We start from the raw sequence: 16,527 nt of genomic DNA, 5'->3' as shown, positions 1-16,527 counted from the left end.
TCGACCGCACAACAACTGCCTGCCCGCTAGCTGGCCCGACCGAGTACCACGTCATCGACCCGAACGCCTCTGCGCAGGCCGAACACCACCGCTGTGAGCAGACCGGTCACGCCCATCACGAAGGCGTAGAAGACGCAGACCCAGATGTTCCAGGGCATCAGCGCGATGAGCAGCAGCGGCGTGGTACTGGCCCAGAACGCATAGGCAATGTTGTAAGTGAAGGAAATGCCCGACACACGGATGTTGGCCGGGAACAGCCCAACCATGACCGAAGGCACCACGCCAACGATTCCGCAGGCCAGACCTGCCATGGCGTAGGCAACGCTGAGCGGTAGCCACTGCTCGATCAGACTGGCGTAGAGCACGCCGATGCCCAGTGGCAGCAACAGGCTGTAGAGCATGACGCCGCGCCAGGCGCCAATCCGGTCGACCAGCCTGCCGGCCAGCACGCAGCCGATGTTCAAAAACACGATACCGGCCGCACTCAAGGCAAAGGTCTGGCTGGCCGAGATACCAAAACGTTGCTGCATGACGGTCGGCGTAATGACCACCAGTACGACCACGGCCGAGGTCAGCACGAAGGTCAGCAACGCGGCAGGCAACAGTGAGGCACGGTGGTCTTTCAGGACTTGTTTCAGCGGCAGGCCTTGCAGCCCTTCGCGCTGGGCATGCAGGGCCATGAATACCGGCGTTTCGCTCAGCCAGCGACGCAACCAGACGCCTACCACGCCGAATACACCGCCCAACAGGAACGGGATGCGCCAGGCCCAATCGAGAATCTCCGCGGGGCTGTAAACACGGGCCAGCCAGGTGGCGGTCAGCGCACCGAGCAGGTAGCCAAAGGTCAGGCCGGCCTGCAGCACGCCCAGGGCATAACCGCGATGACCGTTCGGCGCGTGCTCTGCAACGAACACCCAGGCGCTCGGCACTTCGCCGCCGACAGCAGCGCCCTGAAGAATGCGCAGCGCAAGCAGCACCAATGGCGCCCAGTAACCGATCTGGGCGTAGGTGGGCATGATGCCGATCAGCAGACAGGGTAAGGCCATCATCAGGATGCTGAGGCTGAACACTCGCTTGCGTCCCAGACGGTCGGCAAAATGCGCCATCAGAATCCCGCCCAACGGACGCGCCAGATAGCCGGTCATAAAGATGCCGAAGCTCTGGAGCAGGCGCAGCCACTCGGGCATTTCAGGGGGAAAGAACAGCTGGCTGAGGGTCAGCGCGAAAAAGACGAAGATGATGAAATCGTAGATTTCCAGCGCCCCGCCCAGCGCTGCAAGACCCAGAGTCTTGTAGTCACCACGGCTGAAAGGCGCTTGAGGTGGTCGAACGATGGCCGTCATGAAGCCCCCGATACATGGCTGAAAAGCGCGTCCCGCGCTCGCTGGGCGCGAAGAATAGCAAAGCTTGGATCAGGTTGTGGGCTGGAAGCGTTGTGGACGCAGCCCAAGAAGCTCCGCGTCCGCTATCAGCCGTCAACTCAGAAGTTGACCGAGGCCGAAAGTCTGGCGGTTCGGGGCGCGCCCATGAACAGATAGTCGTCGCCCAGGTATTCGCCGGCGTCGCGCCAGTAGCGTTTATCGAACAGGTTGTCGACGGTCAGGCGCAGGACGGTGTCGTATCCACCGACTTTCGTACTGTAGCGGCTGCCGACGTTGAACAACGCGTAGTCGTTGACCTGCACCGAGCCCTCGCGGTCGGCCATTTTGCTGGCGCTGTACTGCACGCCGCCGAGCAACGCCAGACCGCGAATCGGCAGGCTGTAGTCGGCCTGCAGGCTGCCACGGTATTTGGGTACGTTGAGCGCCTGATGACCTTCATAAGCCTCAGTGCCACTGCCTTCGACACGCGCACGGATCGCCGCCGCGCTGGCAGAAATCTGCAGACGATCGGTCATCCAGCCATTGGCACCCAGTTCGAGGCCGGTGTTCTTCTGCTCGCCCTGCTGAACGTAGGTAAACGTGCCGTCATCGTTGGGCCGGGAATACTGATAAGCCTGACGCGCCTGAAACAGCGCTGCAGTGAAGCTCATGCGCTGCCAGTCGTACTTGATTCCGGCCTCCAGTTGCCGCGACACAGTCGGGGCGAGGACTTCGCTGGCGTTGGTGGTGAACCACGCCGCCGTGCCGCCCAGCGACAGTCCCTTGCTGTAGCTGGTATAGAGCGACAGGTTGTCCACCAGCTTGTAGATCAGCGCGGCCTGGGGCAGAAACACCCAGCGCTCGGTGTGGCGCGCATCGCTGCCGTCCTCGGCATACGCCTGCTCGTCGAGACGCACCTGACGCCCGCCCAGCACCGTTTGCCACTGCTCGTTGAAGCTGATGCGGTCGGTAACGAACAGCCCGTACTGGCGACTGTCGAGACGACGCTCGGTGTGCGGCAGTGGCAGGTCGGAAGGCGAAACCGATTCAGGCGCTTCGTTGATAGTGCCGGACCCGACGAGCTCGTTGAACGTGCCTCGTGTATCGACAGTACGACGATAGGCGCTGGTGCCGAAGGTCAGCTCATGCCCCAGCGAGCCGGTATTGAAGACGCCGGACATGGCCGCCTCGACCTCATCGTTGCGCCGCGTGTCGTCAGGGCTGCGGAAGTCATAGATGTCATACCCGCCTTCAGCACTGAAATGATTGGGCACCGCTTCTGCCGCACAACTGGCCGAACCGTAGCAGCCCCAGGCGAACGCGCTGTAGTCGTCGATCACCACGCGACTGCGAGAAGCGCTGAGGCTGCCCTTCCAACTGTCGTTGAAGCGATACTCGAAGCGGCCGTTCATGTTCAGGGAGTCGATACCGACAGGATTGGACCAGCTCTGATAACCCAGCAGTCTGCGCGGCGAGGCATCGTGTGGCAGGGTCGTGCCGCCAAGCAATTGATAGCCGGGAACAGAGCGCTGTTGTCGGGTCTGATACTCGAGGTCCAGTTGCAGCAAGGCGCGGTCGCTGATGTTCCAGTCGAACGCCAGGGACGCGAAATCCCGCTGACCATCGGCATGCTCGACGTAGGAACGAATGTCTTCATGCGCCAGATTGGCACGCAGGCCGAACTGTTGCTCGCTGCCGAACCAGCCGCCTGCGTCAGTGGCAATGTAGCGTTCGCCATGCTCATTGGTGGACACTGTGACCGAACGCACATCCTCCGCGCGTTTGGTCTGGTAATTGATGACGCCACCCGGCTCCGACACGCCGCTCTGCAGGCCGGACAAGCCCTTGAGCAATTCGACCTGCTGTTTGTTTTCCAGCGCCACGTTCTGCTCGCCAGTGATGCTGCGACCATTGATGCGATAGCTGTTGGCGGCGTTGAGCGAGAAACCGCGCACCACGAAGTTTTCGTAGTAGCCGACCGGGGCGTAGCTTTCGCCGACAGAGGCATCGTTGCGCAACACCTCGCTGAGCAGTCTGGCCTGGCGATCCTTGATCAGCGCGTCGGTAAACACCGATACGGATGCAGGCGTGTCGAGCAATGTGGCCTGGTTGTCACCCGCGATGGAGGCCCGCGACGCTTTATAGTCACCGACGTTTTCTTCACGCGCACCCGAGACGTTCACGGCGTCCAGATTGATCGGCTCGACCGCCAGCACCGGCGACGCGACGGCCATGCCCAAGGGCAGCAAGCGAGACGCAAGACGCGCGGCAGGTCGATAGGGCGTGCTCATTGTCGGACTCCAGAAGACAGGCGCCTGGACAGACGCGAAGCACCTTCCGGCAGGGGGCAACCTTTTACGTTCACCGCCAGTTTTTTTCAAGCCTTGCATGCACGTCATTCTGTAGATGAATCGAGTCGGCACACTTTACTCAGTCGCCTGATTCGAAATATCGAGGCACGACCGTTTATTAAGCGTGGATTAAGTCAGCGTGGATACGCTGAATTCAACAAAACGCTGAACCCTTCAGCGAACCCGTGATCCATTACAACAGATCAATCAGAAGGAATACTTGTATGAAACTTATGTCTGCCCTCTTCGCTGCTGCTGCCCTGACTGTTGCTGCCGGTGCTGCCCAAGCCGATATCGGTCCTGATGAAGTTGTGCGCCTGCAAAAAGCCGGTACCGTCGGTGACTTCGAGCAATTCAACAAGCAGGCGTTGGCCAAGCACTCGGGCTTCCAGATTCACGACACCGAACTTGAGAAAGACGCTGGCGGCAATTACATCTACCAGATCGAACTCAAGGACGCCAAAGGCGTTGAGTGGAACTACGACGTGAATGCCAAGACAGGCGCCGTGGTACGTGACGAACAGGATCGTTAATCCTGCCGTCAGACGCTGAGCCGCTCAGCGTTCGATAACCGATTGAAAAAATTCCCACGTCGCGTGGGAATTTTTTTGTGCGTTATATAACGAGCGGCTTATTCGGCCAACCCGACTTTCAGCAACTGACCCTTGCTGTCATCCGTCAATAGATACAAGTAACCGTCCGGTCCCTGGCGCACATCGCGAATGCGTTGCTTCATGTCTTTCAACAGACGTTCTTCCTGAACGATCTTGTCGCCTTCGAACTTCAAGCGAATCAACTCTTCAGTGGCCAGCGCACCGATGAACAGGTTGTGATCCCACTTCTTGAAACGGCCGTCGTCATAAAAAGCCATGCCACTGATGCCGGGTGAAACTTCCCAGACCTGAAACGGTACTTTGGTGCCTTCGACAAACTTGCCCTTGGCTTCGGGGATCGGTTCGCCCGAATAGTTGATGCCATGGGTTGCGAGCGGCCAGCCGTAGTTCTGGCCACGCTCGATGATATTCACTTCATCCCCACCCTTGGGGCCATGTTCGTTGGTCCACAAGGTACCGGACCACGGATTCAACGCAGCGCCCTGCTGGTTGCGATGGCCGTAGGACCAGATTTCCGGACGCACGTTTTTCTGGCCAACGAACGGGTTGTCCTTGGGTACGTTACCGTCGGGGAAAATACGCACGATCTTGCCCTGCAGCTTGTCCAGGTCCTGCGCCGTCGCGCGTTCGTTGTTCTCGCCCAGCGCGATGAACAGGTAGCCGTCGCGATCAAACACCATGCGTGAGCCGAAGTGATTGCCGACCGACAGCTTGGGCTCCTGACGGAAAATCACTTCAAAATCTTCCAGCCTGGTCATGTCAGCCGACAACCGCCCGCGCCCTGCGGCAGTGCCTGCGGTATCGCCTTCGGCTGCGGTCTTGCCGCTGCCTTCGGAGTAAGTCAGGTAGACCATGCGGTCCTTGGCGAAATCAGGCGAAAGCACGACATCCAGCAAACCGCCCTGCTTTCTGGCCCAGACTTGCGGCACACCGGAGATCGGTGCAGACAGCTTGCCGTCCGCAGACACCAGTCGCAGGTTGCCCGAGCGCTCGGTCACCAGAATGCCTTTGTTGTCCGGCAGAAACGCCAGTGCCCACGGGTAGTTCAAACCCTCGGCAACTGGCGTGACGGTCACGGTGCCGAGGTCGCTTTTGTAATTCTCGGTGGGAGCAGCACTCGCAGACAGCGGCAGGCTCAATACGGCAGTGGCACACAGTGTCGCAAACAGGGTCTTTCTGAACATGGGCGATTCCTTATGCATTGATTGGATGTCCTGCCTCAAGGCCCGGACGTGACGTCACTGATTACGCTGCGAATCAGGGTTCTGCGCGGAAGGTCGCGAAGGCGCCTGACGGGTTGGGTAGCCGTTTCCAATGCCGCCGTTTTCCAGCGTGGGCTTGCGAACCGGTGGGGCGATATTGGGCGCACGCGATGGTGGCGTACTCGATTCGGTGCCCTGGCGGCTGTTGGGATTGGCGCGATGGATCGGGCTGTTGTAAGGATTGCTGCTGGCGCCGTTATTCAGCGTGCTGTTGGGCAGGTTCTGTGCCTGTACAGCGCTTAAGGTCGATAACACGCATAGCGCACCCCACATCAGTTTGCGCACGAAACTGTTCATCACTTACCTCTTATGGGTTTGCGTCGAGAACGGTGAAGACTCAGGCCTTTGATGGCAAACAGGGCTTCAGGTTCGGCCCGGCAGTGGCGATGAGCAAGTAAAGCAGCGGAGGAGTTTGTAACAAAGATGGTCAGTGCGGCACGAAAGCGTGTTCGCACACGCAATGCCGTCGCTTATTGCGCGCTGACGACGGACGACGATGAAGCCGAAACCAGCTGCATGCTGAAGGTGAAGGTGGTGCCACCTTGGTGTGTCGAGCACACCTCAAGCGTGCCGCCATGCGCAAGGGCAATCTGGCTCGCGATGTAAAGACCCAGCCCGAGTCCGGCCTGAGGCTCGTCCGTCACCGGCCGTGAGTAAGGCTGAAACAACTGAGCAAGGACCGGCTCGGGGATAGGCACGCCCTGATTGGTCACACTCAGCAGAAACGAGCCGCCATCGACCACCGCCAGAACATCGACCGGGCTCTCTGCATCACCGTGACTGATCGCATTGGAAACCAGATTGGATAGCAGTTGTGCGATCCGCTCGTGGTCGCAGCGGATGTGCTCCAACACACCGATCCGGGAGCGAATCAGCCTTCTGGGGTGCACACGCTGAATTTCGGACACCACGTGTTCAAGCGTGGCATCCAGACCCTGTGCATCGTGGATGCTGAGCGGAATACCATGCCCCAGACGACCCCGTGCAAAGTCGAGCACGTCATCCACCAATTGCGAGGCGCGCTTGCCTGAGGTCAGGATGTGATGAACGATCTGCTGCGCCTTTTCATCCAGCGGGCGACGCAACAGCAGCTCGGCGCTCGCATTGATGGCGAACAGCGGATTGCGCAGATCGTGTCCGAGCACAGCGATGAACTGTTCGCGCAACTCCGAGACTTCACGCTCGGCCAGCAGATCGGCCTGCACCTGCTGCATGTCGTCTTCCGCTTCGATCTGCAACGCCAGCAGCCGCGCGAACGACTCCATCATGGCCAGTATCGGCGTGCCAGTCAGCCCGGCAGGCTTGGGATCGAGGGCGCAGATCGTGCCGAAGAACGAGCCATCGGTAAGGAAGACCGGGACGGATATATAACTCTGAAAGTTGTACAGGCGTGGAGTGTGGTGAGAGCAGAACTGCGCGTCCTCTGCCACGTGATCGATCACGACAGGCTGGTGTGAAGAACTGATTTCATGGCAGATGGTGCTGCTCAGTTCAAGCTCGCCGCCCGCTTCCAGCCCGAAGTCCAGGTTGTCCAGAACGGCGCAGGCGGTCCACGACGTTTGTGTCACGCGCGCAACGGCTGCGAACCCGAGACCGGTCGATTCGGTCACGACTTGCAGAATGGCAGGAACGGCGCTTATCCGACCGATTTTGGCTACATCATTTGCAATGGATTGCCGCATGTCAGACCTGTAACGAAGCTTTGATGTGCTGTGAATGACGAAACATTTTAGACGCGCAGACCTTTTTGTATATCACTGTCTTTAAAACCTTAACGTTTAGTTCCGCGCCTGTACCATTATTCCGGACAGAACGCGCGGCACATGAAAAGATTCAATTCATATGAATACCAGTGCCTATCCATTTGAATGCATTCCAGCAGGGCAGGCAAGGTTCTGTGCACAACAAAATTCAAGCTGCAGGACGTGGAAGTGTCGCCGTAAAGGTGGTGCCCTCGTCAGCTGATGACCGGACAATGATGTCGCCCAGATGCGCCCGCACAATCTCGCGGACGATAAACAGGCCCAATCCGACTGTTCTGGTTTCATCGCTGTCGCTGACCACGCGCACGGCAGGCTCGTACAGGCTGTCGACCTTCTCCATTGGAATAGGCTCGCCCCGGTTTTGCACCGCCACCTTGATCACGTTCGCCTCGAATGCCGAGGTGATGACAATCTCGCTGCCCGGCGTACCGTAGGTGACTGCATTGCTGATCAGGTTGCCGACCAGTTGCAGCAGGCGGTCCGGGTCAGCGACGCAAGCGCCCTCTCCTTCCATGCGATGAGTCAACGCATTTTCTGTGAAGGTGAGTCGCAATTCCTCGACACCTCTGGCCACCGTGGCGTGCAGATCTATCGGCTGCATCGACAGGTTGATGCCTTGACCTACGCGGGCCTGCGTGAAGTCCAGCAGATCGACAATCATGCGCTCGGCGCGGTCGGTGGAATGATGGATCTGGCCCAGGAAACGCTGCTGGCGTGGCTCCAGCAGGCTGCGCTCCAGCAAACCGGCCGCCATCTTGATCGCCGCCAGCGGGTTACGCAGGTCATGGCTGACGATACCCACCATCTGTTCGGCAAAAATCGCGCGGATTTCCGCCTCAGCGTGTGCCAGACGCAGGCGATTGCGGGCCGAGGTCAGCTCGCTCTGAACCGACATCTGATGCTGCAACAATTCCTCGGCCATCTTGCGGGCCGCCAGCAGTTCGCGTTCATACTTGTTGCGCTCTTCCGCGAGAAACACCGCCAGTTCATGCAGCACACCTGCCGAATGCTCGCGGCGCACCGCGTTGAGCATCATGGGAATGGAACGACCATCGGCATGAGTCATCTCGACTTTGACTTCGGCAATCGAGCCCTGCGTTTGCAACAGCGGCGCCCAGTGGGTTTGCAGAAAGACCCTGCCTGCCATGTTCAGCAGATCCTGAAAACGACGCCCCAGCACCGCCTCACGCTCAAGACCCAGCCACAGACAGAACGTCTGGTTGACCCGTTCGATCGTACCGTTGGGCTGCGTGATCAGCAGTCCACAGGGCGCATGTTCGTAAAGCGCCTCGGTTGCAGGCAGGTCGGTTTCATCAATGACCATGCGTGGCACTTCCAAATGAATCGAGGAACAGGTTCATGGCATCGATACACGCCTGCGGCGCACTCATGTGCGGATAATGCCCGACGTTGTGGATCATGTGCAGGGAGCTGTCCGCGATCACACGATGCAGGTATTCGCCGACCTGCACCGGCACCACCAGATCGTCGCTGCTTTGCAGGATGAGCGTTTTGGCGTTGAAGCGAACGACATCGGCACGGTGGTCGGAGAGAAACGTCACGCGGGCAAACTGCTTGGCCATGTCAGCATTGGTCCGACAGAAACTGTTGGCCAGCTCTTCGCCCAGTTCCGGTTGATCGGACGCGCCCATCAATGTGGGTGCCATGGTGCTGGACCAGCCCAGGTAATTGCTTTCCAGGGTTTCCAGCAGCGAATCCACATCATCGCGTGTGAAGCCGCCCACGTAATCACCGTCGTTCAGGTAATGCGGAGAAGGCCCCACCATCACGTGGCCCGTAAAGCGCCCCGGCGACTGAAGTTCGGCCAGAACGGCGATCATGCAGCTGACAGAATGACCGACATGAATGATCGGGCCGACCCCGCCGAATTCATCGACCAGCTCCAGCAGGTCCGTCGCGTAACCTTTGAGCGTTGCGTACTTGTGCGGGTAATAGGCGGAGGTGTCCGACTGTCCGCTGCCGACCAGGTCGAAGAGCACAACCCTGTAGTGCTCTGCAAAATGAGGCGACATGAAGCGCCACATATTCTGATCGCAACCAAAACCGTGGGCAAAAATCAGTGTGGTCGGTCCTTCGCCCATGACTTTGACATTGTTACGCTGTTGGACCGACATGACGGGCTCCAGAAAACGGCTGCGCAGCCCTAGAGGCGCGCATACAGCCAATACGATGTGGCGAGATTATCATCGTTACAGGCAATCTAGTGGCACAAACCGCATTTATGATGAGCCGACGTGAATAACAATGAAAAAGGCAGCGGCTGAATGACAAGAATCTACGACGCACGCGGCAATGTATATGCCGTGACGACACCGCAGCAATTGCGTGCGCTTGGCCTACAGATTCCAGACAAGGTTGAAGCCGCTGCAGCGTCGCGAAAGCAGTGGACCATGGAGGCTATTCAGCAAACAGGTGTGGCTGACGCTGAATCCAGAGCGAATGTGTCGGCCCCTTCCTGGGAAAGCACAGGCCAGTTGAAGCATCAAAAATCAACTGCAAGCACCGACGGTTTGTTGATAGGCCCGTTTCAGGACGTTGCTCCGTTTGACTTGTTGATCATCAACACCGACGGCACGCTGGCAGAACGCAGCGGCAACGGTCTGACAATCTTTGCCCAGGCGCTGACCGACTCAGGCCATGTCGACAGCGATCAGGCATTCACGCTCAGGGTCCATCATGACAAGACTGACTCCCGCTCGCCGGTCCAGACTTCGATACAGCCGACCACGATCAACGGCACGGCAGGTTTCTGGCTGGATCTTGGCAGCCCGCAGTTCGGGCCTGAGGCGGTCAGTGCGCAAGGCGCGGGCGTGACATGCGTGACCTTTAACGAAGCAGAGGCCACTTGTGTCGAGCGCTTGAAAGACGTCAATCCACATTGGAACCACAGTGTTTTCGTGCGCATTGGCAATCCGCATTGCGTGACACTGCTGTCGGACGCCAAACACCTGCCCACCTTCACCGGACTCCAGACGCCGGAACTGCATGAGGCGCTGGCACGCGTTGCGTTTTCCGATGATGACGTGGGGCTGGGCGATCCCTGTCCTGCTGGCGTCAATTTGCAGTGGGCCAGCATCACGGCACCGAACAGGATAGAAGCCCGCGTGTTCGAACGCGGCGAAGGCGCAACGGCCTCTTCAGGCACCAGTGCCAGCGCAATCGCGTGTGCCGCCTGGCGAACCGGCCTGGTTCAGGCAGGCCTGATCGAAGTGGTGATGCCTGGCGGGACCGCGCCGGTAAGGCTCACTGGAGATAAACAGATGCTGAGCAACGTCGCACTGTTTGGAGTGGCGCGTCTGAACGTCCAGTTGCCCTGAAGCAAGGCCTGCCATGCAGGAGCGTCAGTTCACCCCGAATACATCACTCCCCGATATCCTCATTCCACAGCTCGGGCCTGTGGCCGATGAAGCGGTGCATCATGTGCTCGCAGGTCTCGTCGTTGAGCACCTCGATTTCTACGCCGCGCGAGCGCAGCAGCTCTTCTTCGCCCATGAAGGTACGGTTTTCGCCGACGATCACCTTGCGAATGCCGTACAGCAGAATCGCGCCACTGCACATGGCGCAAGGTGAGAGGGTGGTGTACAGCACGGCGTCGCGGTAGACACTGGCGGGCTGGCGCCCGGCGTTCTCCAGAGCGTCCATTTCGCCATGCTTGATGGCGCTGCTTTCCTGCACCCTGCGGTTGTGGCCGCGACCGATGATCTTGCCGTCGTGGACAATTACCGAGCCGATAGGAATACCGCCCTCTTCGAGACTTTGCATGGCCTCGTCTATTGCAGCCTGCATGAACGGATCCATATCCATGATGTTGCCTCGCTTTCGTTGAATGTCAGTGCTTCAAAGTATTCCAGGCATTGCCCAGCGCCCTGTCTACGTAACGCCCCAATAATGCCGACGAACTGGCTTTCATTTCAGTGCTGACCTGCGTGTTTCTGGCCCTGAATTTGTTCGCCACCGACGAAGAACCGTCGCCCTGACTGAGCGAACGCAGCTCGTCTGCCGAGAAGGAATGCGCATAGGCGCTCGCCAGATTGCGGTCCCATTCAGCCTGGTAATCCGGTTGCAGGCGTTGCAGCTCGCGCTGCACCAGTTCCTGCGCCTCCGTTTTACCAACCTCTTCAACGATGCTGGCAAAGGTCGTCGTCCGCGATGCGACTTGATAACCAAGCCAAGCCAGACCTTCCCCCAGTTTTCGCTCCTGCACGAAGGTCAAGGCGGTGTCGTCGACCTCATCAGCAGCCACCTGCCGGGAGACGTCAAGCAACAGACAGGCCAGCAATGCCAGACCCGTCCTGAGCGCAACGTGCAATCCCTGCCCGCTCTGAGTCATTCGTCCCTCCCCACGCGTGAATCTGTGCAGTGTGGGACGTTAACAGCTCACATCGCCCTTGCCACACATCACGTCGCATACCGCTCACCCGTGCCGCTCTCAGAAATGTCTGCTCTTCCACTGCTCCAGTGTGAGGCGGTAAATACGCACCCCCAGTCGGTGGTATTGGCTGTGGATGTAGTCGCGGAAACCGGCTTTGTGCAGCACCTTGACCGAAGCAATGTTCTGCGGCTGAACAATGGCAATAACAGACGCAAGCTGCAGGGTTTCGAATGCATGTCGCAAGGTTGCGAGTGCGGCCTCACTGGCCAGTCCTCGGCCCCAACATGACGGCGCGAGTCGGTAGCCGATCTCCACTTCCATCACGTGATCGACCTGCTCGGCGTTCAGGCCGCAGAACCCGATCAACCGGTTCGTCCCGACCTCGATGACAGCCTGCGGACCGAAACCATCGGCACTGTAGGCGTGCATGCAGTTGCGCACGAATTCACTGGTGGCCTGCTCGCTGAGCACACCGCGCACTGAATAGCGCATGACTTGCGGATCGCCGAGTATTCCTGCCAGAGCAGGCACGTCAGCGACCTCAAAGTCGCGCAACACCAGTCGGTCGGTCCGCGTCGCGTTCATTGCTCAATTACAGCGCACTGCTGACCTTGGCGGCTACATCATCGGGCAGCCAGGCCTTCCAGACCTCAGGGTGCTGTTTGAGAAATGCCTGAGCGGCGATCTTCGGATCGGTACGTTGCTCACTCATGTCGGCCAGGGTTTTGTTGAGCAGATCAATGGGCAGATCGACCTTCTTGAAGAATGTCACCAGCTCCGGATGTTGCTCACTGAAGGGTGCCGAAACGCCGATGGACAGCTTGGCCGCCAGCGATGCAGAACCCTGAGGATTGGCGTTACTGGCATCGGTCAGGGTTTTCCAGGCGTCGGCATTGAATGGCGGCTCTTCCAGCTTGATCAGCTTGTATTTGCCCAGCAACGGCGTGGGCGACCAGTAGTAGAACAGCACCGGCTTGCCCCGGCGAATGGATGAACCGATCTCGGCGTCCAGCGCAGCCCCGGAGCCGGTGCGGAAGTTGACGAAGCTATCGTCCAGCTTGTATGCCTTGAGCTTCTGAGTGTTGACGATCTCCGAGGTCCAGCCGCTCGGGCTGTTGAGGAAGCGCCCCTTGTCCGGCGATTCAGGGTCCTTGAACACGTCCTTGTAGCGGGCCAGGTCCTGAACGGTTTTCAGGTCGGGGGCCAGCGGCTTGATGCCCTTGGCCGGGTCGCCCTTGATGACGTATTCAGGCACCCACCAGCCTTCGGTCGCGCCTTTGACGATGTCGCCCAGCCCCATCACCTTGCCGTCGGCTTCGGCCTTGACCCACACCGGGCTGCGGCCAGTCCACTCTTCGGCGATAACCTGTATATCGTTTTTCGCCAGCGCGGTTTCCAGGCTGACGGTACTGCCCGGCAGCGTGTCGGTCGAGTAGCCATACCCCTTTTCGACCAACGTGCGCAGCACCTCGGTGATCAGGCTGCCACTTTCCCAGGTCAGCGCGCCAAATTTGATCGGCTCTGCCTTGTCGGCCGCCAGCACAGGCTGTGCGAACAGCCCGAGCGCCAGCAGGGAGCTGCCCAGAAGTTTTGTTATGGGTTTCATGATCGCCTCAAGGTGCAGTGTGAACGGGGAGTCTGAAAGCTATCGACACCGGCCGGGTACGATTAGTTGTAGCCGTGTGCGCAAGCATGCGGGAAGGTTAGCCGCCGAGTTGTATGATGCGACCCCTTTGTTGTGCACCTGTGAGCGGTTACTCATGCCTGATACACAATTCATGCCCTTGCCCGAGGACTGTCGGCCGTTGCTGGGCAAGTTCTATCGCCAGCATCAGTCGTCGATGCGCGCCGCCGGCAAGGGCCAGGCCTGGGTGGCAAAACGGCAGGAGATCATCGGCGCGCTGTGCCTCACGCCGGTCGAGGACGGGCACTGGCTGACCAGCCTGTTCGTCGCTCCAGAAGAACGTAGACAGACCGTGGCGAAGCGTTTGATAGAGGCCGCCGTACAACCGCTGGCAGGGCCGGTCTGGCTGTTCTGCCATCCGCAATTGCAGGGGTTTTATCAGCCGATGGGATTCGAGGTGGCGCAGCGCTTGCCGCCGTCGCTGGGCGAGCGTTTCATGCGTTACAGCCGCACCAAGGCGCTGGTCGCCCTGTGCCGAAACGCATGAGGGCACGGCTTACTCGTCCGCATTGGGGTCCATGTCGGGGAACATCACATCCATGAAGCCGAACTTGCTGAAGTCGGTGATGCGCGAAGGGTAGAGACGGCCGATCAGGTGATCGCATTCATGCTGCACGACACGCGCATGGAAACCAAAGGCATCGCGCTGGATAGGTTGACCGTCAGGGTCGAAGCCCTCGTAGCGAATGCTCTGAAAACGATTGACCATCCCACGCAGGCCCGGCACCGACAGGCAGCCTTCCCAGCCCTCTTCCACCGCCGGGTAAAGCGGGGTGATGATCGGGTTGATCAGGATCGTCTGCGGCACGGCTTCAGCCTGCGGGTAGCGTTCGCTGCGCTCGAAGCCGAAGATCACCAGTTGCAGGTCGACGCCAATCTGCGGGGCTGCAAGGCCGACGCCGCCCACGCTTTCCATGGTCTCGAACATGTCTGCAATCAGCGTCTTGAGTTCGTCACTGCCGAACATCGTCTGCGGTACGGGCGGAGCTATGCGAAGCAAACGCTCATCGCCCATTTTCAGGATCTTGTGAATCACGAAGTCAGTCCTTTCAAGGAGTCAGCCCTATCGCTGCGTAGTCATACGATTGTCTGAATCAGGTTCTTCAGCCTTGGGCAACGGCACGGAGTGATCGCGGCCAAGCCCGGAAACGTGATGTTTGCCGACGCCTTCACCGCCACCGTCGCCCGCCTCCTTCTCGCCCTCTTCCTTGCCTTCTGCCGACATGTGCTCGATGACTGCATTCATTTCCGCCCCCAGCAGCAGTACCGCAGCCGAGATGTAGAAATACAGCAGTAATACGATGATCGCCCCGATGCTGCCATACATGGCGTTGTAGTCGGCAAAGGTCTTGACGTAGAAACCGAACGCCAGTGAGGCGACGATCCACACCACCACTGCCAGCACCGAGCCTGGGGTAATGAAGCGGAATTCCTGTTTGACGTCAGGCATCACGTAATAGATCAGCGCCACGGCAACCATCAACAGCAGGATGATGGCGGGCCAGCGCAGGATGGTCCACAACGTCACAATGAACTCTTCCATGCCGATCTGCGCGGCAATCCAGTTCATGACCTGCGGACCCAGCACCATGAATGCGGCTGCGGCAAGCAGCATGCCCGCAATGCCGACGGTATAGAAAATGGACAGTGGGAAGCGCTTCCAGATCGGGCGTCCCTCAACCACGTCGTAGGCCGCGTTCATGGCGCTCATCATCAGACGCACGCCCGCGGAGGCGGTCCAGAGCGCGATGAAGATACCGATGGACAGCAGACCGCCCTTGGACTGCTGGAGCTGGTCGATCACCGGGTTGACCTGTTCCAGTGCCTGCGGCGGCAAGACCAGTTCCGACTGCAGACGCAGCCATGAGAAGAAGTCCGGAAGGTGCAGAAAGCCGATCAGTGCGATCAGGAAAAGCAGGAACGGGAACAGAGAGAACAGCATCTGATAGGCAAGTGCCGATGCATAGGTGGACATCTCGTCATCGAGAAACTCATTGACGGTGCGTACCAGCACTTTGCCAACCGACAGTTGACGCAAATGGGGGAAAATCATGGCGTTTCCTCTCGCTCCCTTACTGGAACACCTTACATCGTCAGGACCGGACATCGCTGCAATTATCTGCCAATTCAATGACAAGCCTGCGCAGCAACCGATGTCACATTGACTTGACGGGCCGTAAAAGGTTTCAGTTACGCAGAGCAGAATGCATAACGGTCATCCTGGGATGACCGTTATCTGCATCGTATCCTTCCCGGACCGAATCCGGAGAAGAACCGGCTTATGCCTTGTCGACGCCCTTCTTGATAGCATCCTTGGCTTCGCCTTTGGCCTGCTGGCCTTCGCCCTTGATTTCCTGCGCCTTGCCTTCAGCCCTCAGCTTGGTGTTGTCAGTCGCTTTGCCAACAGCCTGCTTGACGTTACCAGCTGCTTCATTGGCCATGCCTTTGATTTTATCGCCAGTGCTGCTCATGGGTGTTTCTCCTGGGTCTGAAGACCACATTGAAATCGGATGTCGTACTCGACATAAGGATGGACCGGCGCTTTTCGCCAAGAGTTTCAAGTATTTTTCGTGCCCCGACGGCCGTTCGTCTGCCGCCTCGTTTACCTGCATTTGTATCGTTCGCCGAGAGCGCGAGGCAGAGTTTGTGCGAGAATGCGCCGCACAGTTGCCAGGCACGGTCCGGCGCGCTGAACAAACCGATTCACAGGAACGTTATGAAACTCGATAAAAAGCTGGCCATCGCACGCAGGAACCAGGATCTGGGCGGCGCTGTGCTCGGCGTCAACAACACCCATTTCGCCGTGCTCGACCACAAGCGCAACATCTGGTGGTTCGACCTGCCCGTCCCGCGCCTGCAGGTGGGTCAGTACGAGTGGCTGCACTTGCTGATGTACACGCCTGAAACGGATCAGCTTCTGCACCTGAAAGTGACCACCGTGTTCATGCGTGATCACATGGAAGGCCTCGAGGTGCGCAACGCCGATAAGCGCAAGCCCACGGTCAGCCTGGAACTGAGTGCCGACAAGGACTCGTGGCTCAAGGACATGCGCCCCAAAGGCAGCAACCTGAGTTTTGCGGGCTTTTTGCAGGACTGATC

At 59.0% G+C, this 16,527-nt stretch carries 18 protein-coding genes; 4 read left to right on the top strand and 14 right to left on the bottom strand.

Features of this window, described 5'->3' with window-relative positions; all coding sequences use genetic code 11:
* Positions 1-26 precede the first annotated feature (26 nt).
* Both KDX39_RS18845 and KDX39_RS18840 read right to left on the bottom strand, forming a co-directional pair.
* Positions 27-1,343 (bottom strand): MFS transporter, encoded by a 1,317-nt coding sequence (locus tag KDX39_RS18845; RefSeq protein WP_231661388.1) that lies wholly within the window; start codon positions 1,341-1,343, stop codon positions 27-29.
* Positions 1,344-1,480: 137 nt separating this feature from the next.
* Positions 1,481-3,652, bottom strand: a complete 2,172-nt coding sequence (locus KDX39_RS18840; protein WP_231661387.1) for a TonB-dependent siderophore receptor — start codon at positions 3,650-3,652, stop codon at positions 1,481-1,483.
* 284 nt (positions 3,653-3,936) lie between these two features.
* On the opposite strand from KDX39_RS18840, the gene KDX39_RS18835 reads away from it, so the two are divergent.
* The gene (locus KDX39_RS18835) at positions 3,937-4,245 is read left to right on the top strand and encodes a PepSY domain-containing protein (RefSeq protein WP_099226011.1); all 309 of its coding nucleotides are present in this window, start codon (positions 3,937-3,939) and stop codon (positions 4,243-4,245) included.
* Between the two features lie 98 nt (positions 4,246-4,343).
* On the opposite strand, the gene KDX39_RS18830 is transcribed toward KDX39_RS18835, so the two are convergent.
* The 5 genes from KDX39_RS18830 to KDX39_RS18810 form a co-directional block, all read right to left on the bottom strand.
* On the bottom strand, positions 4,344-5,510 hold the full coding sequence (locus KDX39_RS18830; protein ID WP_099226012.1) for a PQQ-dependent sugar dehydrogenase: 1,167 nt from the start codon (positions 5,508-5,510) through the stop codon (positions 4,344-4,346).
* 54 nt (positions 5,511-5,564) lie between these two features.
* A complete protein-coding gene (locus tag KDX39_RS18825) occupies positions 5,565-5,885 on the bottom strand; it encodes a hypothetical protein (protein ID WP_231661386.1) in 321 nt (106 codons plus the stop codon).
* A 173-nt stretch (positions 5,886-6,058) separates the two neighbouring features.
* Positions 6,059-7,270, bottom strand: coding sequence for a GAF domain-containing sensor histidine kinase (locus tag KDX39_RS18820; RefSeq protein ID WP_231661385.1), 1,212 nt, complete (start codon positions 7,268-7,270; stop codon positions 6,059-6,061).
* A 229-nt stretch (positions 7,271-7,499) separates the two neighbouring features.
* Positions 7,500-8,675: a PAS domain-containing sensor histidine kinase gene (locus KDX39_RS18815; RefSeq protein WP_231661384.1), complete on the bottom strand. Its 1,176-nt coding sequence runs from the start codon at positions 8,673-8,675 to the stop codon at positions 7,500-7,502.
* A complete protein-coding gene (locus KDX39_RS18810) occupies positions 8,665-9,486 on the bottom strand; it encodes an alpha/beta fold hydrolase (RefSeq protein WP_231661383.1) in 822 nt (273 codons plus the stop codon). Before KDX39_RS18810 ends, KDX39_RS18815 begins: the two co-directional genes overlap by 11 nt.
* 150 nt (positions 9,487-9,636) lie before the next feature.
* Here KDX39_RS18810 and KDX39_RS18805 point away from each other — a divergent pair, with 150 nt between their 5' ends.
* On the top strand, positions 9,637-10,689 hold the full coding sequence (locus KDX39_RS18805) for a diaminopimelate epimerase (protein WP_231661382.1): 1,053 nt from the start codon (positions 9,637-9,639) through the stop codon (positions 10,687-10,689).
* A 43-nt stretch (positions 10,690-10,732) separates the two neighbouring features.
* On the opposite strand, the gene KDX39_RS18800 is transcribed toward KDX39_RS18805, so the two are convergent.
* The 4 genes from KDX39_RS18800 to KDX39_RS18785 all read right to left on the bottom strand — a co-directional run bounded on the left by KDX39_RS18800 (position 10,733) and on the right by KDX39_RS18785 (position 13,350).
* Positions 10,733-11,170: a nucleoside deaminase gene (locus KDX39_RS18800; RefSeq protein ID WP_099226018.1), complete on the bottom strand. Its 438-nt coding sequence runs from the start codon at positions 11,168-11,170 to the stop codon at positions 10,733-10,735.
* Between the two features lie 31 nt (positions 11,171-11,201).
* Positions 11,202-11,702, bottom strand: a complete 501-nt coding sequence (locus KDX39_RS18795; protein ID WP_231661381.1) for a hypothetical protein — start codon at positions 11,700-11,702, stop codon at positions 11,202-11,204.
* Between the two features lie 99 nt (positions 11,703-11,801).
* A complete protein-coding gene (locus tag KDX39_RS18790) occupies positions 11,802-12,329 on the bottom strand; it encodes a GNAT family N-acetyltransferase (RefSeq protein WP_231661380.1) in 528 nt (175 codons plus the stop codon).
* 7 nt (positions 12,330-12,336) lie between these two features.
* Positions 12,337-13,350, bottom strand: a complete 1,014-nt coding sequence (locus tag KDX39_RS18785) for an ABC transporter substrate-binding protein (RefSeq protein WP_231661379.1) — start codon at positions 13,348-13,350, stop codon at positions 12,337-12,339.
* Positions 13,351-13,504: 154 nt separating this feature from the next.
* Between KDX39_RS18785 and KDX39_RS18780 the strand changes: the two genes are divergently transcribed.
* Positions 13,505-13,915, top strand: a complete 411-nt coding sequence (locus KDX39_RS18780) for a GNAT family N-acetyltransferase (protein WP_231661378.1) — start codon at positions 13,505-13,507, stop codon at positions 13,913-13,915.
* A 9-nt stretch (positions 13,916-13,924) separates the two neighbouring features.
* Here KDX39_RS18780 and def read toward each other — a convergent pair whose 3' ends face one another.
* The 3 genes from def to KDX39_RS18765 all read right to left on the bottom strand — a co-directional run bounded on the left by def (position 13,925) and on the right by KDX39_RS18765 (position 15,899).
* Positions 13,925-14,464: a peptide deformylase gene (def, locus tag KDX39_RS18775; RefSeq protein ID WP_096767519.1), complete on the bottom strand. Its 540-nt coding sequence runs from the start codon at positions 14,462-14,464 to the stop codon at positions 13,925-13,927.
* A gap of 27 nt (positions 14,465-14,491) precedes the next feature.
* Positions 14,492-15,481 carry a YihY/virulence factor BrkB family protein gene (locus tag KDX39_RS18770; protein WP_231661377.1) on the bottom strand — a complete coding sequence of 330 codons (990 nt, stop codon included), beginning with the start codon at positions 15,479-15,481 and terminating at the stop codon, positions 14,492-14,494.
* A gap of 226 nt (positions 15,482-15,707) precedes the next feature.
* Positions 15,708-15,899, bottom strand: coding sequence for a CsbD family protein (locus KDX39_RS18765; RefSeq protein WP_004888250.1), 192 nt, complete (start codon positions 15,897-15,899; stop codon positions 15,708-15,710).
* A 245-nt stretch (positions 15,900-16,144) separates the two neighbouring features.
* Between KDX39_RS18765 and KDX39_RS18760 the strand changes: the two genes are divergently transcribed.
* Positions 16,145-16,525 (top strand): hypothetical protein, encoded by a 381-nt coding sequence (locus tag KDX39_RS18760; RefSeq protein ID WP_099226024.1) that lies wholly within the window; start codon positions 16,145-16,147, stop codon positions 16,523-16,525.
* Positions 16,526-16,527: the final 2 nt, after the last annotated feature.

Source organism: Pseudomonas sp. CDFA 610 (assembly GCF_021147865.1).
Taxonomy (GTDB): domain Bacteria; phylum Pseudomonadota; class Gammaproteobacteria; order Pseudomonadales; family Pseudomonadaceae; genus Aquipseudomonas; species Aquipseudomonas alliivorans.
This window is presented reverse-complemented; position numbering and strand designations above follow the sequence as displayed.